This is a genomic window from Amycolatopsis sp. 2-15 (assembly GCF_030285625.1).
Taxonomy (GTDB): Bacteria; Actinomycetota; Actinomycetes; order Mycobacteriales; family Pseudonocardiaceae; genus Amycolatopsis; species Amycolatopsis carbonis.
The window spans coordinates 8,320,375-8,337,671 of the sequence record NZ_CP127294.1; the positions used below are offsets into that span (position 1 = coordinate 8,320,375).

22 protein-coding genes and 1 pseudogene are annotated in these 17,297 nt (G+C 71.1%); 10 read left to right on the forward strand and 13 right to left on the reverse strand.

Features of this window, described 5'->3' with window-relative positions:
- The first annotated feature begins 25 nt into the window (after window positions 1-25).
- The 3 genes from QRX50_RS41195 to QRX50_RS41205 all read left to right on the forward strand — a co-directional run bounded on the left by QRX50_RS41195 (window position 26) and on the right by QRX50_RS41205 (window position 3,177).
- Entirely contained in the window at window positions 26-961 is a 936-nt protein-coding gene (locus QRX50_RS41195; protein ID WP_285968494.1) for a LysR family transcriptional regulator, read from the forward strand.
- A gap of 959 nt (window positions 962-1,920) precedes the next feature.
- Entirely contained in the window at window positions 1,921-2,676 is a 756-nt protein-coding gene (locus QRX50_RS41200) for an MFS transporter (protein ID WP_285968495.1), read from the forward strand.
- Between the two features lie 6 nt (window positions 2,677-2,682).
- On the forward strand, window positions 2,683-3,177 hold the full coding sequence (locus tag QRX50_RS41205) for an MFS transporter (RefSeq protein ID WP_285974685.1): 495 nt from the start codon (window positions 2,683-2,685) through the stop codon (window positions 3,175-3,177).
- Here QRX50_RS41205 and QRX50_RS41210 read toward each other — a convergent pair.
- Window positions 3,155-4,249 (reverse strand): CaiB/BaiF CoA transferase family protein, encoded by a 1,095-nt coding sequence (locus tag QRX50_RS41210; RefSeq protein WP_285968496.1) that lies wholly within the window; start codon window positions 4,247-4,249, stop codon window positions 3,155-3,157. The two genes, QRX50_RS41205 and QRX50_RS41210, sit on opposite strands and share 23 nt — an antisense overlap.
- Before the next feature lie 45 nt (window positions 4,250-4,294).
- On the reverse strand, window positions 4,295-4,702 hold the full coding sequence (locus QRX50_RS41215) for a MarR family winged helix-turn-helix transcriptional regulator (RefSeq protein ID WP_285968497.1): 408 nt from the start codon (window positions 4,700-4,702) through the stop codon (window positions 4,295-4,297).
- Between the two features lie 65 nt (window positions 4,703-4,767).
- Here QRX50_RS41215 and QRX50_RS41220 point away from each other — a divergent pair, with 65 nt between their 5' ends.
- The 6 genes from QRX50_RS41220 (at window position 4,768) to QRX50_RS41245 (ending at window position 8,044) form a co-directional block, all read left to right on the forward strand.
- Window positions 4,768-5,373 carry a non-oxidative hydroxyarylic acid decarboxylases subunit B gene (locus QRX50_RS41220; RefSeq protein WP_285968498.1) on the forward strand — a complete coding sequence of 202 codons (606 nt, stop codon included), beginning with the start codon at window positions 4,768-4,770 and terminating at the stop codon, window positions 5,371-5,373.
- The gene (locus QRX50_RS41225) at window positions 5,343-6,764 is read left to right on the forward strand and encodes a non-oxidative hydroxyarylic acid decarboxylases subunit C (RefSeq protein ID WP_285968499.1); all 1,422 of its coding nucleotides are present in this window, start codon (window positions 5,343-5,345) and stop codon (window positions 6,762-6,764) included. The genes QRX50_RS41220 and QRX50_RS41225 overlap by 31 nt, the downstream gene beginning before the upstream one ends.
- Window positions 6,765-6,787: 23 nt before the next feature.
- A complete protein-coding gene (locus QRX50_RS41230) occupies window positions 6,788-7,045 on the forward strand; it encodes a non-oxidative hydroxyarylic acid decarboxylases subunit D (RefSeq protein WP_285968500.1) in 258 nt (85 codons plus the stop codon).
- 71 nt (window positions 7,046-7,116) lie between these two features.
- On the forward strand, window positions 7,117-7,383 hold the full coding sequence (locus QRX50_RS41235; protein WP_285968501.1) for a hypothetical protein: 267 nt from the start codon (window positions 7,117-7,119) through the stop codon (window positions 7,381-7,383).
- 49 nt (window positions 7,384-7,432) lie between these two features.
- Window positions 7,433-7,732: a putative quinol monooxygenase gene (locus QRX50_RS41240; protein ID WP_220239029.1), complete on the forward strand. Its 300-nt coding sequence runs from the start codon at window positions 7,433-7,435 to the stop codon at window positions 7,730-7,732.
- A gap of 114 nt (window positions 7,733-7,846) precedes the next feature.
- Window positions 7,847-8,044 carry an antitoxin gene (locus QRX50_RS41245; RefSeq protein ID WP_285968502.1) on the forward strand — a complete coding sequence of 66 codons (198 nt, stop codon included), beginning with the start codon at window positions 7,847-7,849 and terminating at the stop codon, window positions 8,042-8,044.
- 66 nt (window positions 8,045-8,110) lie between these two features.
- Here QRX50_RS41245 and QRX50_RS41250 read toward each other — a convergent pair whose 3' ends face one another.
- The 7 genes and pseudogenes from QRX50_RS41250 to QRX50_RS41280 all read right to left on the reverse strand — a co-directional run bounded on the left by QRX50_RS41250 (window position 8,111) and on the right by QRX50_RS41280 (window position 13,444).
- A complete protein-coding gene (locus QRX50_RS41250) occupies window positions 8,111-8,725 on the reverse strand; it encodes an isochorismatase family protein (RefSeq protein WP_285968503.1) in 615 nt (204 codons plus the stop codon).
- The gene (locus QRX50_RS41255; protein WP_285968504.1) at window positions 8,722-10,302 is read right to left on the reverse strand and encodes a hydantoinase B/oxoprolinase family protein; all 1,581 of its coding nucleotides are present in this window, start codon (window positions 10,300-10,302) and stop codon (window positions 8,722-8,724) included. The genes QRX50_RS41250 and QRX50_RS41255 overlap by 4 nt, the downstream gene beginning before the upstream one ends.
- A 2-nt stretch (window positions 10,303-10,304) precedes the next feature.
- Complete coding sequence (locus QRX50_RS41260; RefSeq protein ID WP_285968505.1) at window positions 10,305-10,598, reverse strand: hydantoinase B/oxoprolinase family protein; 294 nt, start codon at window positions 10,596-10,598, stop codon at window positions 10,305-10,307.
- A gap of 3 nt (window positions 10,599-10,601) precedes the next feature.
- Window positions 10,602-11,420, reverse strand: coding sequence for a hydantoinase/oxoprolinase family protein (locus tag QRX50_RS41265; RefSeq protein WP_353074195.1), 819 nt, complete (start codon window positions 11,418-11,420; stop codon window positions 10,602-10,604).
- A pseudogene (locus QRX50_RS41270) lies at window positions 11,421-12,510 on the reverse strand (hydantoinase/oxoprolinase family protein); the annotation flags it as partial.
- A 14-nt stretch (window positions 12,511-12,524) separates the two neighbouring features.
- The gene (locus tag QRX50_RS41275; protein WP_353074053.1) at window positions 12,525-12,815 is read right to left on the reverse strand and encodes a hydantoinase/oxoprolinase N-terminal domain-containing protein; all 291 of its coding nucleotides are present in this window, start codon (window positions 12,813-12,815) and stop codon (window positions 12,525-12,527) included.
- On the reverse strand, window positions 12,812-13,444 hold the full coding sequence (locus tag QRX50_RS41280; RefSeq protein ID WP_285968507.1) for a GntR family transcriptional regulator: 633 nt from the start codon (window positions 13,442-13,444) through the stop codon (window positions 12,812-12,814). Before QRX50_RS41280 ends, QRX50_RS41275 begins: the two co-directional genes overlap by 4 nt.
- Before the next feature lie 136 nt (window positions 13,445-13,580).
- Here QRX50_RS41280 and QRX50_RS41285 point away from each other — a divergent pair, with 136 nt between their 5' ends.
- A complete protein-coding gene (locus QRX50_RS41285; protein WP_285968508.1) occupies window positions 13,581-14,477 on the forward strand; it encodes an isocitrate lyase/PEP mutase family protein in 897 nt (298 codons plus the stop codon).
- Here the strand turns inward: QRX50_RS41285 and QRX50_RS41290 are convergent, their stop codons facing one another.
- Genes QRX50_RS41290 through QRX50_RS41305 form a run of 4 tightly spaced genes read right to left on the reverse strand, consistent with a single transcriptional unit; the run spans window position 14,478 to window position 17,294 of the window.
- Window positions 14,478-14,690 carry a hypothetical protein gene (locus QRX50_RS41290; RefSeq protein WP_285968509.1) on the reverse strand — a complete coding sequence of 71 codons (213 nt, stop codon included), beginning with the start codon at window positions 14,688-14,690 and terminating at the stop codon, window positions 14,478-14,480.
- A gap of 38 nt (window positions 14,691-14,728) precedes the next feature.
- Window positions 14,729-15,403 (reverse strand): GntR family transcriptional regulator, encoded by a 675-nt coding sequence (locus tag QRX50_RS41295; RefSeq protein ID WP_285968510.1) that lies wholly within the window; start codon window positions 15,401-15,403, stop codon window positions 14,729-14,731.
- A complete protein-coding gene (locus QRX50_RS41300) occupies window positions 15,400-16,296 on the reverse strand; it encodes an ornithine cyclodeaminase family protein (protein ID WP_285968511.1) in 897 nt (298 codons plus the stop codon). Before QRX50_RS41300 ends, QRX50_RS41295 begins: the two co-directional genes overlap by 4 nt.
- Window positions 16,293-17,294, reverse strand: a complete 1,002-nt coding sequence (locus QRX50_RS41305; protein WP_285968512.1) for a proline racemase family protein — start codon at window positions 17,292-17,294, stop codon at window positions 16,293-16,295. The genes QRX50_RS41300 and QRX50_RS41305 overlap by 4 nt, the downstream gene beginning before the upstream one ends.
- Window positions 17,295-17,297 lie beyond the last annotated feature (3 nt).

A 17,297-nucleotide genomic window follows, 5' to 3' on the forward strand; every position in this document is an offset into this window, starting at 1 on the left:
CGGCCATCGGCGGATAATCGGACGGGTGGACGACGGACGCGCCGGCAAGGTCACTTTCGCGGACCTGGAGCTGCTGTTGAGCTTCGCCGACACCGAGCACTTCGGGCAGACCGCCACGGAGCTCGGCGTGAGCGTGGCGACGGTCCAGCGCGGGATCCGCGCGCTGGAGCGGAAGCTGGAGATCCGGTTGGTGGAGCAGGACGGCCGCCGCGTGCGGATGCTGCCGGCGGGGCACGTGCTGGTGCGCGAGGCCCACGCGGTGCTGCGCGCGCGATCCGACGCGGTCGGCGCGGCGCTCGCGGACGCCGGGGAGCCGCAACGGCTCCTCCGGATCGCGCACACGTATTCGCTCGGACTGGGGTTCGTGCCGGGTGTGCTGGCCGACCTGCTCGCCGAACGCCCCGAGCTGCGCCTGCGCTGCACGCAGAGCCCGGCCACGGGCGTCGTCGAGATGCTGCTGCGCGGCGACGCCGACGCCGGCTTCTCGTCGGTGGCGCCGACCGAGACGGACCTCGTGGTGGAGCCGCTGTTCACCGAGTCGCTGCTGCTGGCCGTGCCGATCGGCGACGCGCTCGCCGGGCGCGAGCGCGTGTCGCTGCGGGAGGTGAGCGAGCGGCCGTTCGTCGCGATGGAACCGGGGTCCAGCAGCCGCACGCACATGGTCAACGCGTGCGCACGGGCCGGGTTCGTCCCGTGGATCACGGTGGAGGGCAACGATCTGTTCGTCGTCGAGTCCATGGTCGGCGCGGGGATCGGCGTATCGGTGGTGCCGGAGGGCATGAACGACCACCAGCACCCCCGCATCACCCGCGTCCCCATCGACGACCCGTCCTTCTCCGGCCGCACGATCTTCCTGGCGTGGCACCGCAGCTCCACCGTCGCCGACAGCGTGCAGACCCTCGCGCGCCTCGCCCGCGCCCACGGCAAACGCATGTCCCGACCGTTGCGCCGGGTGCAATGATCCCGCCGCGCGATGGCGTTGTTCACCACCACGCGCCTCCCTACGCTTCGTGATCATGGGCGCCGCTTCCGTTCACCCGAGGACTCCCGAGTCCTCCTGGTGGGTGCGCGCGACCCGTTCCGCGGCAACCCTGCGCAGCCTTCCGGGGGCCACCGACGAGGCTCGCCCCGCCGCCGCGCGCGAAAGCAGCGGCACGGGCGAGGGCGGGCCGGCGAGCCCGCACAGCGGGGACGCCGGCCGCACTGATCCGGACGTGGCGCCAGGGCGAATGGCGCAACCCGGACGTAGGCAGCGGTGCGACGACTGGCTTCTCGCGGGAGTTCCCGACGTTCTCAGTCCCGGGGCGACGCGGCGGCCGGCCGCCGCCGTGCGGGGCCAGGGCGCGGAGCCCGAGCCCGGGGTGCTGCTCGTGGCGGACCCGGCCGGCCGAGGGGGCCGACCGGTGACCGCGGGCGGCACCAAGGGACGTGTGCCGCGGCCATTCCACCGTCTCCACCTTCCGCCCCGGGATTCCCGATCGCGAGTTCTCCCATCGGGAGGCTCGCGGTTCCGAACCCTGCCGCTGCGCACTGTCCACTGTGGAGACGTCCCATTCGGGGCCGCCGCGCCCGAGGGCCCGGCCGCCCACTCCGAGACTTCCCCTCTCCCCGCTCGTGCCCCCTTCCGCCGATCGGGCAAAGGAGCCCGTCCCGTGACGACGAACTCTGTTTCCCTCGCCCGCAAGGCCGACTGGTGAACCCGCCGGCTCAACCCCGGGCAAGCGCCGAGCTCGCCGCTCTCGCGTGCGCGCTCGGGGCCGAAACCGCGCCGCCCGTCGAGGTGACCTCCGGCGCCGATTGGTGACCCCACCGCGCCCGATCAGGTGCCGCCCCGCCACCACCCTCGGCGGGGCGGTACCGCGGTAACCGAGGCGGCCCCTCTCCGCGGCCGCTGGGCACTGATGTCCGAAAGGGACTGACGTGACGCTGCCCATCCGGCTCGGCCACCTCCCCTGGACGCGCTACCACCGAAAAGTGGCCGGCACGCTCGCGCTCTGCTTCGCGTTCGAGCTGGCCGACATCAACTCCTTCGCCTACGTCGCCCCGGCCGTCCACCACGCGCTCCACCTCGGGCTGCGCGAGATCTCCGTCGGGACGGCCTCGGGGTTCCTCGGCATGTTCGCCGGCGGCCGGGTGGCCGAACGAGCCGGCCGCAAGCGCGCGCTGCGCGCCTGCGTGCTGTGGTTCTCCGTCTGCTCACTGGCCACCGCGGGCGCCTTCGACCCGATCAGCCTGCTGGCCGCCCGCTTTCTCACCGGCTGCGGGCTCGGCGCGATGACCGTCGTCGCGGTCACCTACCTCACGGAGCTCATCCCCGGGAACCAGCGCGGCCAGGTGCAGGCCGGCACGCTCGCACTGGGACTGCGCGGCATCCCGGCCATGGCGTTCTTCGCGAGAGCCGTGATCGGGCTGGGCCCGCAGAGCTGGCGGCTCGTGGTCGTCTTCGGCGCGCTCGGCGTCGTCCCCTTGGTGATCACCCGATGGCTGCCGGAATCACCGGCGTGGCAGCGCGTCCCCGAAACACCGCTCCGGCTCTTCCGCGGCGGCTTCGCCCGCCGCACGACCATGCTGGCCGGCGTCTGGATCTTCCTCACCACCAGCTACTACGGGTTCGCCTCGTTCGCGCCGGCCCTGTTGCACGAGCGCGGTTTCACCGTCACCCACAGCGTCGGCTAAACCGCGCTGACCACCCTCGGCGCGGTCCCCGGCGCGCTCCTCGCCTGGCCCGTCGCCGACCGCTTCGGCCTGCGCGGCCCCGTCACGGTGTTCAGCGTGCTGTTCGCCGGCGCGGGTATCGCGTATGGACTGACGTTCGCGCCCGCCGCCATCGTGGTCTTCGGCTTCCTCGTGGCCGCGCTGAACCAGACGCTCGTCGCGCTCCTCTGCTCCCACACCCCGCGCCTGTTCCCCGCGGAGATCCGCGCGAGGGCCACCGGCTTCTGCTCCGGCGCCGGGCGCCTCGCCAACGCGTTCGGCCCGCTGTTGATCGGCCAGATCTCCCTGTCGCTGGGCTACACGGCCGTGTTCGTCTTCGTCGGCGCGTGCGGCGCCGCGGTCGTGGTGGTCGTGCTGGCCCTGGCCCCGCGACCGCCGGCCCTGAAACCGCCGGCCCCGAAGCACCTGGCCCCACAACACAGTGCCGAACCGGTGCTCGTCACACGCCCCAGTCTGCGATGACCGCTTCCGTGTCGGCGCCCGGCTTCGGCGGCGAAGACGGCAGATCCGGTGCCGTCCGCGAAAACCGCGGCGCCGGAGCGGGCTGCAGGATCCCGTCGAGCTCGACCAGGCCCGCGCGGGCCGCGATGTGCGGGTGCGCCGCGACCTCGTCCGGTTCCAGCACCGGGGTGACGCACGCGTCGACGCCGCCGAACACCTCGGCCCACTCGTCGCGGGTGCGCGAGAGGAACGCCTTGGTGAACTCGGCCCGCAGCGTCGGCCAGCTCGTTTTCTCCAGCTGCGGCGGGAGATCCGCGGACGCCAGGCCGAGCCCGGCGAGCAGCGCCGCGTAGAACTGCGGCTCCAGCGCGCCGACGGCGACGTAGCGGCCGTCCGCGCACACGTACGTGTCGTAGAAGGGCGCGCCGCCGTCGAGGAGGTTCACGCCGCGCTCGTCGGACCACACACCGAGACCGCGCAACGACCACACCATCAGCGCGAGCACGCTCGTGCCGTCGACCATCGCGGCGTCCACGACCTGGCCCAGGCCCGTGCGTTCGCGTTCCCACAGCGCGGAAAGCACGCCGACGAGCAGGAACATCGACCCGCCGCCGAAGTCGCCCACGAGGTTGAGCGGCGGCACCGGCCGCTCGCCCGCGCGGCCGATCGCATTGAGCACGCCGACGAGCCCGATGTAGTTGATGTCGTGCCCGGCGCGCTGCGCGAGCGGACCCTCCTGGCCCCAGCCGGTCATCCGGCCGTAGACCAGCCGCGGGTTGAGCGCGTGGCAGTCGGCCGGGCCGACGCCGAGGCGCTCGGTGACGCCCGGACGCAGGCCTTCCACGAGCACGTCGGCCTTCGCCGCGAGCCGCAGCACGAGGTCGCGGCCTTCGGGCGTCTTCAGGTCGGCCGCGACGGAACGCCGGCCGCGCAGCAACGGATCCGCCTTGCCGCCGGTGAGGTCGAGCGAGCCCGAGGGACGCTCCACGCGCACGACGTCGGCCCCCAGGTCTGCGAGCACCATGCACGCGTGCGGGCCCGGGCCGATCCCGGCCAGCTCCACGACCTTCAGTCCGCTCAGCGGTCCCGCCACGTGCCCTCCTCAGCTCCGGTGCCGATCACCCGACCCTACCGGGCCTCATAGCGCCAGTTTGGTGAGCAGCGCCACCAGCTGGCGCCGTTCGTCGTCGTCGAGCGGCGCGAGCATCGACTCGTTCACCCGATCGACGACGGGCATCGCCGTGGCGAGCAGCTCCTCCCCCGCCGGCGTGAGCCGCAGCTCGCGGCGGCGCCGGTCGGTGCCCACCGTGCGCGTGATCAACCCGCGTTCTTCCAGGCGCAGCAGCAGGTTCGCGAGCGTCGCCTTGTCGGTCGCCGCCCGTTGCCCCGCGGCGCCCTGATCAAGGCCCGGCGTCTCCGAGATCGCCACCAGCACGGCGTACTGCGGCTTCGTGAGCCCTGGCAGCTTCGCCTGCCAACGGGCGCCGTGCTCCTGCATCGCGCGCCGCAGCGCGTGGAAGACCGACTCGTCCATCCGGCTCGTCATGATCGCCATGTTAGTATGACTGCGAACGGTTCGTATACGAACTTGTTGACCCGGAGGAGGTGCCCGTGCGGCTGATCGTCGGCATGACGGGCGCGACCGGCGCCCCGTTCGGCATCCGGCTGCTCGAGGTGCTGCGCGCGATGCCGGACGTGGAGACGCACCTGGTGCTGAGCCGCTGGGCCCGCACCACCATCCACCTGGAGACCTCGCTGTCCGCGCGCGAAGTCGGCGAGCTGGCCGACGTCGTGCACTCGCCCGAGGACCAGGCGGCCTCGATCTCGTCCGGCTCGTTCCGCACCGACGGGATGATCGTGGTGCCGTGCAGCATGAAATCCCTCGCCGGCATCCGCACCGGCTACGCCGACGGCCTGCTGGGCCGCGCCGCCGACGTGGTGCTCAAGGAGCGGCGCAAGCTCGTGCTGGTGCCGCGCGAGACGCCGCTTTCGGAGATCCACCTGGAGAACATGCTCGCGCTCACCCGCATGGGCGCGGTCATGGTGCCGCCGATGCCGGCCTTCTACAACCACCCGCAGTCGCTCGACGACGTGCTCGACCACGTCGTCGCGCGCATGCTCGACCAGTTCGGCCTGTCCGCGCCCGCGGCCCGCCGCTGGACCGGGCCGAACCCGCAGGAGGACCCATGCCCCACGACGACCTCAGGTCGTTCCTGACCACGCTCGACAAAGAAGGCCAGCTGGTCCGGGTGACCGAGCAGGTCTCCCCCGAACCCGACCTCGCCGCGGCCGCCAACGCGGCGCCGAAGCTCGGCGACGCCGCCCCCGCGTTGTACTTCGACAACCTCGAAGGTTTCACCGACGCCCGCGTCGCCCTCAACGTCCACGGTTCCTGGGCCAACCACGCGCTCGCGCTCGGGCTGCCCGCCGGCACGGGGGTGAAGGACCAGGTCGCGGAGTTCATCCGCCGCTGGGAGGCCTTCCCGGTGCCCGTGGAGCGCCGCGAAGACCCGCCGTGGGCGGAAAACGTGCTCGAAGGCGACGACGTCGACCTGTTCTCCGTGCTGCCCCTGTTCCGCCTCAACGACGGCGACGGCGGCTTCTACCTGGACAAGGCCGCCGTCGTCTCACGCGATCCCGAGGATCCGGGCAACGACGGCAAGCAGAACGTCGGCATCTACCGCCTGCAGGTGAAAGGCCCTGCCGAGCTGGGCATCCAGCCGGTGCCGATGCACGACATCGCGCTGCAGCTGGCCAAGGCCGAACGCGCGGGCGAAGACCTGCCGGTGGCGATCGCGCTGGGCAACGACCCGGTGATCCCCATCGTCGCCGCCACTCCCCTGGCCTACGACCAGAACGAGTACGAGCTGGCCGGCGCCCTGCGCGGCGCCCCCGCCCCGGTCACGGCCGCGCCGCTGACCGGCCTCGACGTGCCGTGGGGTGCGGAAGTGGTGCTGGAAGGCGTGATCGTCGGCCGGCGGCGTGAGCTGGAGGGCCCGTTCGGCGAGTTCACCGGCCACTACTCCGGCGGGCGCAGCATGCCCGTGATCCGCATCGACCGGATCTCCCACCGCACGCACCCGGTATTCGAGTCGCTTTACCTCGGCATGCCGTGGACCGAGATCGACTTCCTCATGGCCGCTAACACCTGCGTGCCGGTGCACCAGCAGCTCACGGCCGAGTTCCCCGAGGTTCAGGCGGTGAACGCCATGTACACCCACGGCCTGCTGGCGATCATCTCCACGAAGTCGCGCTACGGCGGCTTCGCGAAAACCGTCGCCATGCGCGCCATGACCACGCCGCACGGCCTCGGGTACCTCAAGACGGTGATCGTGGTCGACGAGGACGTGGACCCGTTCGACCTGCCGCGCGTGATGTGGGCGGTGTCCACCAAGGTCAATCCGGCCGGCGACGTGATGGTGCTGCCGAACCTGCCCGTGGTGGCCCTCGATCCGGCGGCCGACCCCGCGGGCATCACCCACAAGATGATCATCGACGCGACCACCCCCGTCGCGCCGGACGAGCGCGGCCACTTCAGCCAGCCGGTGAAGGACCTGCCGGAAACCGCCGCGTGGCTGGACAAACTGCGCAAACTGGCCGCCCGATGACCGCCCCGGAAGGAGCCCCGCCCGTGACCTGCCCCCGTTGTGACCACCCCGACATCGCGAAGCTCGCCGACTCCCCCGTGGCCGGTGTCTGGACCGTCCACCAGTGCGAGCGCTGCCGCTACACCTGGCGCAGCACCGAACCGGCCCGCCGCACCCGGCGTGCTCACTACCCCGAAGCGTTCCGCCTGACCGCACACGACATCGCCTCGGCCACTGACGTGCCCACGGTGCCGCCGTTACTAATCCGGCCGAAGGCAGGCCGACCCCCACGCGGCACGTAACCGTTGCCGCGAAGCCATTCGGCCGTGACTGTGGTCGGATCAGTAACGATCGGCACAGTAGAGTCGCGGCCATGAGCGACACACTGATGTGGGAAGTCCGCGCAGCGCCGGGCCGCCAGCAGGATCTGCTGGCGTGGGTCGAGACCACCGCCGTGCCGGAACTCTCCGCCACGGAGCACTTCGCCGGCGCCGACGTCTACCTGGGCGGCCAGGACCGCGTCGTGGTCATCGCGCGCTGGACCACCGCTCCCCCGCGGCTACCAGACCCGCCGGAGGAGCTGCTCGCGCGTCCGGTGGCGCAATGGCCCTTCCAACACCACAGCACCGTCGCGCCCTGAACCCAGTAGGTTGGGAGAGCCGGGAACACCCTCGTCTTGGAGGTCAGGAATGACAGTCGCGCAGATCGCCTACATCCGTCCCAAAGCGGGCAAAGAGGCGGAGGTGGAGCAGCTGCTGCGCGGGCTCGTCGACGCGGCTCGGCAGGAAGAGGGCACGCTGCTCTACCTGCTGAACAAGCGTGAGGACGAGTTCGTCTTCTACGAGATGTTCGCCGACCTCGACGCCCTGAAGGTCCACAGTGGCAACGACGCGCTACGCGGCCTGGTCGCGCGGGCCGACGAGCTGCTCGAGGGCGGGATCACCGTCGACAAGGTGTCCTACATCGACGGAGCCGGCCGCTTCAACTGAAAAACCTCGCGCTCCCACCTCACCCGATGAGGGGACAATGGGGCTGACCCGGTGAACTGCTGGGTACTCCTCGAATCGTCCACCGGAATTCGGCACGACGGAAGGGAGCGCGAGATGGACGGCATGTTCGACAAGGCCAAGGAGAAGCTGCAGGAGTTCGCGGGCCAGCACCCGGACAAGGTCGGCCAGGGCGTCGACAAGGCCGCCGACTTCGCCGACGAAAAGACCGGCGGCAAGCACGGCGACCAGATCCACCAGGGTGCCGACAAGCTGAAGGAACGCTTCGGCGGCGACGACCAGCAGCAGCAGTAGTCGCGGCCGCACCACAGAGGGGCCTCCCCGCCGGTATCCCGAGCCGGCCGGGGGGCCCCTCGTGGCTTATCGGGCCAGGTGCGCCAGGGCCTCGTCGAGGTCCACGACGTCGGCGTGCTTCGCGTCGAGGTCCACCAGGTTGCTCTCGTGCACGGCTTCCGTGCGGTCCGCGCACGCCTGGCGCACCACTTGGGGCCGGAACCCGTGGTTCAGCGCGTCCATCGCGGACACTCGCACACAGCCGGACGTCGAAACCCCGGTGGTGACAAGAGTGTCCACACCGGACGTGTGCAAAGTGGACGCCAGCGAGGTACCGAAGAACGCCGACGCATATTGTTTGGTCACCACGGCTTCCCCCGGTTCGGGCTTCAGCGGGCCGATCTTGCCCCAGCCACCCTCGCCGCCTTCCTCGAACGCCCTGAGCTCCGGGACTTTCCGCACGAACAGGCCGCCGTCGGCGAGGCCGCGGGTGTAGGCCACCGACGTCCACACCACCGGGTGCCCGGCCGTGCGCGCGGCTTCGAGCAACGCCCGCGTCGCCTCGATCGCCGGCCCCGGACCGGGAAGCTCGAAGGGACCGCCGGCTTCGGTGTACGCGCGCACGAGGTCGATCACGAGCAGCGCGGGCCGCGCTCCCCAGCCGAGCCGGCCGGAGAACGCGGACCCGTGCGGCCCGCTCACGACGCCGACCAGACCGGGCGCTGCGGGGCCGGCAGACCGGTCTCCGCCTCGCAGTTGGCCAGCAGCTCCTCGATCGGCGGCCCCATGTCGAACACGGGCGGTTCCGCGGGCCGCGCCGCGCGCAGCTGATCGCGCAACGTCTTCGTCGCTTCGGTGTCCACAGTGGCGTCCGCGCCAATGACCACGCCGTAGGCGCGGGCGCCGTCGGGCGTCACGAGGCCGCGTTCGACCTCCAGCCCCACCAGAGCGGGGTCGCGCTCCAGCGGATCGCCCCAGCCGCCGCCACCCCAGGTGACGAAGTGGAGCACGTCGCCGGTGTGCACCGGGACGTCGTGGCACTTGCTGGGCAGCACTTCCCTGGTGCCGTCCGCGCGGTCGATCCACTTGGTCCCGCGCGCGCCGGGCGCGCCGCCGTTGACGCCCCACGGGTAGGTGAGCCAGCGGTCGTCGTGGATGGCGATCGTGCCTGGTTCTTCGAAGACGTAGGTCACGTTCACGCCGTTGCCGCCGCGGTGCAGGCCCGCGCCGCCGGTGTCGGCGACGGTCTCCCAGCGTTCGATGCGCAGCGGATAGTAGGACTCCAGGTACTCGCACGGGATGTTGACGAAACTCGGCCACAGCGAGTGCCCGTCGGGCCCGTCGCCCAGCGGCCTGCCCGGGATGCCGCCGAAGCCGATCGAGTACAGCTGGAACCATTCGCCCTTGCGCTCGCCGGTCGAGTAGTTGCCGGAGTACATGAAGTGCGGGCTCGACGAGAAGCCCGCCGCGTTGAGCAGAGCCGGGTTCGTCTGGCCGAGCAGGCCGCCGAACAGGTCGAACACGCGGCCGATGCCGTGGTTGCGGCCGTTGAGCGAAGCCGGGTGCTTCGGCTTCCAGTAGGAACCGTCCGGAATGGTCACGTCGACCAGCGGGTAGAACCCGTCGTTCCACAGGATCTGCGGGTCGGCCACGGTGATCATGTAGATCCCGAAGAACATCCGGGTGAGGTTCTCGTTGATGTAGTAGTTGATCGGCCCCGCGGCCTGCGGCGAGCTGCCCGTGAAGTCCAGGTGGACCTTCTCGCCGGTTCGGCTCAGCGAGAGCTTCAGCTCGTACGGACCGAATCCCACGCCGTCGTCGCAGATGTAGTCGGTGAAGCTGATCGTCTTGCCGTCCTCGAACACCGTCTGCAGCAGGATCTTCATGGCGTCGTAGTTGCGCTGCAGCAGAGCGTCCAAAGCGGACATGTAGGTCGCCGTGCCGAACCGGTCGCACATCTCCACCACGCGGCGCGACGCCGTGCGGCAGGCGGCGACGAGCCCGTTGAGGTCGGCGCGGTTCCAGTCGGGCATGCGGACCTGGTTGAGGATCATCCGCAGGGCGTCCTCGTTCAGCTTTCCCTCGCGGTACAGCTTGAACGGCGGCACGACCACGCCCTCTTCGTAGATCGTGCGCGCGTCCGTGGGCATCGACGACGGGGTCTTGCCGCCGACGTCGGACATGTGCCCGAACATCGAGGCCCAGCCGACGAGCCGGCCCTCGTGGTAGATCGGCATCACGATCAGCCAGTCGTTGGCGTGGCTATCGCCGCGCCGCACGCCTACGGGTCCGACGTCATGAGCACGTCGCCCTCTTCGATGGTGTCGTCGAAGACCTCGAGGAAGTCCGGGATGGACAGTCCGAACTGGCCGACCACCATCTTGCCGCTCGGGTCGCCCATGAGCGGGAACTCGTCGTGCTGCTCGCCGATGCCCGGCGAGAGCGCGGTGCGGAAGAGCACCTCGTCCATCTCGTAGCGGGCGTTGCGCAGCCCGTTCTCGATGAGGTCGAGGGTGACCGGGTCCACTTCGGACCTGGTGATCGCGCCGGTGGCGGTCTCGATGATCTCAGCCAAGGTTCAGCCCTCCAGCGGGGTGATCAGCAGGCTGCCGGACGCGTGCACGGTGGCGGCGTGCTCGGGCAGCACGAGGGTCGTGGAGTCCATTTCGGTCACGATCGCGGGCCCGGCGACGACGTCGCCGGCCAGGAGTCTCGCGCGGTCGTAGACCTTCGCGTCGAGCTGTTTGCCCGACACGTGGATCGGGTGCGTGTCGACCAGCGCGGCGACCGGGTCACCGGTGCCCTCAGCCAGCGTCACGGCCGCCACCGACGGGCGCGGGCCGGTGACCGTGGCGCGGGCGTTGACCAGCTCGTGGTCCACGTTGAGCAGGAAGGAGAACAGCCGGTCGTGCTCGGCGCCGAAGTGCTTGGCTGTGTCTTTGGCCCCGGCTCCGCCGGGGCGTGCGAGATCGCCGGGAAGCCGGCGTCTCGACTGAACGGTCGGATCGGCCGGGGGCCGATCGCACCGCTCAGTCGAGACGCCGGCGCGATCTCGCGCCGTGGTTGCTGTAGCCGATTCGCGGCCCGGACTGCGGCAACACGACACGGCGGCGTGTTGTGAGCGCTGTGCGACGCGAACACGAGCCCGCGCGATGCGTCGGCCCGCACACCAGACTGAGCACATGGCGCTGGCAGCGCCTCCAGCGACGGTGACCACAACGCGAGATCGCGCCGGTGTGTCGGATGGGCGGCGCGATCGGCCCCGGCCGATCCGGCCGTCCATCCGACGCACCGGCTTCTCGGCGATCTCGCACGGCCTGGCGGAGCCGGGCCCGATGACACAGTCGCGCGGGTCGAAGCCCTGCTGCACCGAGACGAGCCGCAGGCCGCCGAGCATGTTCTCGTTGACGATGTCGATAATCCCGGCCGCCGCGGCCTCCACGCTCGGCAGGCCCATCGCGTCGGCCACCTTGGCGACGGCCGCGCGGGCGGCCGCGACGTCGAGCGTGATCTCGCCGCCGGCCGGCTGCGCGGGCAGGTAGCCGAGGACCACGTTGGCGTCGGTCACCGTCGGCTCGGTGCCGCTCTTGCCGTACGCGGCGGGGCCGGGGTCGGCGCCCGCGGACTGCGGGCCGACGCGCAGCGCCTTCGTCAGTTCCGGTACGTGGGCGAGGGAACCACCGCCGGCCGACGGTCCGAACGTCCACACTGGACGCCCTCACGGTGAGGTCACCGACCTGCGTCTCGCGGCCGATGCGCGGGTTGAGGTCCTGCACGAGCGCGACGTCGGTGGACGTGCCACCCATGTCGAACGTGATCAGGTCGCGGTGGCCGCACTGCTCGGCGACCCACACCGCACCGGTCACGCCACCGGCGGGACCGGACAGCAGCATCGTCACGGGGGCGGCGACCGCGGCGTCGGCCGCCGAAAGGCCACCGTCGCTGCGCAGGATGGCCAGCTCACCGGCCACGCCGCTGCCGGCGAGCTCACTGGCCAGCGTCTCCACGTACTTCTTCACCTGCGGCTGCACGTAGCCGTTGGCGACGGTGGTGACCGTGCGCTCGTACTCGCGCAGCTCGGGCAGCACGTCCGAAGACAGCGACACCGGCACGCCGGGCAGCACCTCGGCCGCGATCTCGCCCACGCGGCGTTCGTGCGCGGAATCGGCGAACGAATTGATCAGCGACGCGGCGAGCGCCTGGATGTCGCGGCCGCGCAGCTTCTCCAGCTGCGCCCGCACGTCGGCCTCGTCGAGCTCGCGGATCACCGCGCCGTCGCTGGCGATACGCTCATCGACCTCGACGGTGTTCTCCAGTGCCGCCAAAGGTTCCGGCTTCGGCCAGATGATCCAGCCGGCGAGCCCTCCCGGGACGTAGGAGCGCGCGATCTGCAGCACCTGGCGGAACCCGCGCGTAATCACGAGCCCCACACGGGCGCCCGTGCCTTCGAGGATGGCGTTGGTGGCCACGGTGGTGCCGTGCAGCACCTGCGCGACCTCACTCAGTGCGATGCCCGCGTCGGCGCCACTTTCGCGATGCCGTTGCGGACGCCGACCGACTGGTCGGCGGGGGTGGACGGGGTCTTCGCCCGCCAGGTGCCGCCGGTCGTCTCCTCGACCAGCAGTACGTCGGTGAAGGTACCGCCGACGTCGACACCGAGCCGGTAACTCTGTGTTGTTGGCCTCGGCTCCGCCGAGGCGTGCGAGATCGCCTTTGAGCCGATCTCGCGCTGTGGTTGCTGTCGGGAGGACGTGCTGGCCGCCATGGTGATGTGGCTGAGGAGATGAGTCATGGGTTCTCCGTCTTCTGAGCCGCGCGCACCATCACGGCACGGGCGTTGCGGATGTGGGCGGTCATCGTTGCCCGAGCCCAGTCGGGGTCGCCGGCGCGCAGGGCGGCGACGATCTCGACGTGGTGCGCGAGGCTGCGCCGCAGGGACTGTTCGTCGTAGGTGTGGAAGTTGCGCAGCACGATCGGCGCGTGGATGGCGCTCGCGAGCGCGCCGGCCAGCGCCGGGTGCCGCGCGAGCTCCACGAGCTTGGCGTGGAACTCGCGGTTCATCGGCACCAGCGCGTCGAGATCCTGCCCCGGTCCGGGGCACCCGATCTCGACCATGCGTGCGGCGAGCTCGTCGAGCGCGGCCAGGTCGGCCTCGGTCGCGTGGGGCACGGCGAGCGCGGTGAGCTGGGGTTCCAGCAGCGTGCGCAGCTCGAACACGCCTTCCAGCTCGGCGACAGTCCACCGGCTGACCCGGGCCCCGCGGTTCGGGACGATCTCCACGAGCCCCTCGGCGGCGAGGCGGGTCAGCGCCTCGCGGACCGGGGTCCGGCTCACGCCGAGCCGGACGGCCAGCTCGACCTCGCCGAGCCGGGCGCCCGCCGGGAACTCGCCCTTCAGGATCAGCTCGCGCAATGCGTCCACCGCGCGTCCCGATGAAGTCGCCGCCTGTGTCACCCGTCACCCCGTCTCGCAGATTGTGTGCAATCTAGGCTGGAGTCTTGTCCTCCGCAAGGCGTGCGGCGTAATTTTGCTGTTGATGTATACAAGGAGGAATTCCGTGGGAAATCTGCTCGGTACCGCCGGAACCCCGCGCAAGCGCCTGCGCGAGCTGCTGGCGGCGGGCCCGCCGCTGGTCGCGCCCGGGGCGTACGACGCGCTTTCGGCCCGGCTGGTGGAGCAGGCCGGGTTCGACGTCGTGTACATGACGGGCTTCGGCACCACCGCGTCGCTGATCGGGCGCCCGGACGTGGGCCTGCTCTCGGCCGCGGAGATGATCGACAACGCGACGCGCATCGTCTCGGCCGTCGACGTGCCCGTGATCGCCGACGCCGACACCGGCTACGGCAATGCGATCAACGTGGTGCGCACCGTCCGGGCGTACGAACAGGCCGGCGTCGCGGCGATCCACCTCGAAGACCAGGTGATGCCGAAGAAGTGCGGCCACATGTCGGGCAAGGCCGTGATCTCGCGCGAGGAGATGGTCGGCAAGATCTCCGCGGCCGCCGCCGCCCGGCGCGACCCGGACTTCGTCCTCATCGCCCGCACGGACGCCGCCGCCGTCCACGGCCTCGACGACGCCCTCGGCCGCGCCAAGGCCTACGCCGACGCGGGCGCCGACGTGCTGTTCGTGGAAGCGCCGACGAGCGAGGAGAGCATCGAGCGCGTGGCCACCGAGCTGCGCGGCGTCGCGCCCCTGGTGTTCAACTGGGCCGAAGGCGGCCGGACGCCGCCGCTGCCGCTGTCGCGCATCACGGACCTCGGCTTCTCGCTGGTGCTCTACCCGATCGGCACACTGCTCGCCGCGACGGCCGGCATCCGCTCCCTGCTCGACGTCATCCGCCGCGACGGCACGCCGGCGGCCGCTCTGCCGGGCGTGCCGACGTTCGATGAGTTCACGACGCTCATCGGGCTGCCCGAGGTGAGCGAGCTGGAGCAGCGGTTTTCCGGGGAGTGATCAGGGTTTTCGCGCGGTGACGAGGAAGTGCTCCTCAGGCTCGGCGCCGGGCTTGCCGGGCTCGAAGACCTCCGACCGCGTCGAGGTCACCTCGAGCCCGGCGGCCCGCACCCGGTTTTCGAACTCGCCGGATGCGAAACTCGCGGCCTGGACGACCTGGTCGAGGAACTCGAATCGCAGGTCCTCGATGTCTTCCAGAACCGTGATCAGCACGAACCGCCCGCCAGACTGCAAATTTGCGTTCGCCGGCGTTACTCGGCCCAGATCCCCCGCACGTGCCGGATGTGGCGGCTCATCAAGGCCTCCGCGCCGTCCGCGTCGCGGGCTTCGATGAGGTCCAGGAGTTCCGCGTGTTCGTGGGAGGAGGGGATGAGCTCGTCGCGGTCGGCGAGGCCGCGGAGGCCGTAGATGCGGGAGCGGGAGCGCAGGGAGCGGACGGTCTCGACGAGGTGCGGGTTACCCGCCTGTTCGAGCAGGCGCAGGTGGAACTGCATGTCCGTGGCGACGTGGGCGATGAGGTCGTGCTCGGCGGCCGCGTGTTCGATGCCGGTGGCCAGTGGGCGCAGTTCGGCGATCACGGCGGGGGCGACGCCGGTCTCGGCGAGGCGGCGGACGGTGGGCACCTCGATGAGGGCACGCAGCTCGCTGAGGTCGTCGAGGTCCTTTTCGGACGGTTCGGTGACCCGGAAACCCTTGTTGCGCACCGTGTCGATCAGGCCCTCTTTGACGAGGTCGAGCATGGCCTCGCGCACGGGTGTCGCGGAGACGCCGAACTGCGTGGCGAGGCTGGGCGCCGAGTACACCACGCCGGGGCGTAGCTCGCCGGAGATGACGGCGGCCCGCAGCGTCTGCGTGATCTGGTCGCGCAGGTTCCGCTGGACGCCGAAGGTGGGCAGCGTCAGCGTGAGGTGCTCCTGGCTGGTCAACGTGACTCTCCCCGGGCGGCCTCGTAGGTGGTGGCGGCGACCACCAGATCCTCCCACGCCATTCCCACGCTCTTGAACAGCCGGGGCCCCGACGCGGGCAGCACCTTCCCGCGGACCACATCGGACAGCGGCACCAGCACGTCCGGCGCCAGAACTCCTTCCGAAACCGCCAGCACGACGTCGCCGGCCTCGCGCAGGGCGGTGTCCACCGCTTCGACGACCACCGTGGCGCGGCGCATCAGCGCGGCATCGACCTCACGCACGTGTGGCTCGTGCGAACCGACCGCCACCACCGTCGCTCCGTCCGGAACCAGGGCGCCGTCGAACAACGGCGTCGACGAGGTGGTGCAGCACACCACCAGGTCCGCCGAAGCCACGTCCGCCGCCGTGCCGACCCGGGCGCCCCAAGCCGACGCGAAAGCTTCGGTACGCGCAGCAGAACGGCCCACCACCACGACGTCGCGCACCGGCCGGACCTCCCGCAGCGCTTCGAGGTGGCTCGCCGCCTGCGGCCCGGTCCCGAACACCACCAGCCGCGACACGTCCGGCGCGGCCAGGCAGTCGACGGCCAGGGCCGACACCGCCGCGGTGCGCACGGACGTCAACGCCACCCCGTCGAACAAGGCCAGCGGCGTCAACGTCGTCCCGTCCAGCAGCAGGTACTCCCCCTGGATCCGCGGCAGGTCACGGGCCGGATTTCCGGGCGCGACCGTCGCCACCTTCACCCCGGCGAACGAACCCCAGAACGCCGGCATCAGCAGGAACTGCCCGCTCGGTACCGGTACGACGGCGCGCGCCGGATCCGCCGAAGGGTCGAGACCGTCGGCCAGCGCGGCCCGCAACGCCGCGATCGCCGCGGGCATCGACGGCCGCGCGGCCAGCACCTCGATCACAGTTCGAACCCCGTCGGGAACGGGTCGTCGGGGTCGAGGAAGTACTGCGCCGTGCCGGTCAGCCACGCGCGGCCGGTGATGGTCGGCACCACTGCGGGCAGCGAGGCCACCGTTGTCTCCTCCACCAGCCGGCCGATGAAGTGCGTGCCGATGAACGACTCGTTGCGGAAGTCGGTGTGCAGCGCCAGCTCGCCACGCGCGTGCAGCTGCGCCATCCGCGCGCTCGTGCCGGTGCCGCACGGTGAACGGTCGAACCAGCCCGGGTGGATGGCCATGGCGTGGCGCGAGACCCGCGCGTCGGAACCCGGTGCGGCGAGGTACACGTGGTGGCACCCGGAAATCGCGGGATTCTCCGGGTGCACCTGCAGGTCCTGGGAGTTGATCGCGTCCATGATGGACAGTCCCGCGTCGAGCAGCTTCTGCTTCTCCGCGCGGTCGAAGGGAAGCCCGAGCTCCTCGAGCTCGACGATCGCGTAGAAGTTGCCCCCGAAGGCCAGGTCGTAGCGCACCTGGCCGAGCCCCGGCACGGCCACCTTGCGGTCGAGGCCCACCGAGAACGACGGCACGTTGCGGATCGTCACCGACCGCGCCGCGCCGTCCTCCACCGCCACCTCCGCGACGACGAGCCCGGCCGGGGTGTCGAGCCGAATCGTGGTGACCGGCTCGACGACCTCGACCATGCCTGTCTCGACCAGCACCGTCGCGACGCCGATGGTGCCGTGCCCGCACATCGGCAGGCAGCCCGACACCTCGATGAACAGCACGCCCCAGTCGGCGTCCGGCCGCGTCGGCGGCTGCAGGATCGCCCCGCTCATCGCCGAATGGCCGCGCGGCTCGTTCATCAGCAGCTGCCGGATGTGGTCGAGGTGCTCGACGAAGTACTGCCGGCGCTCGAACATCGTGGCACCCGGCACGACGCCGACCCCACCCGTGATCACGCGGGTCGGCATGCCCTCGGTGTGGGAGTCGACCGCGTGGAACAGCCGCTTGGCACGCATGGT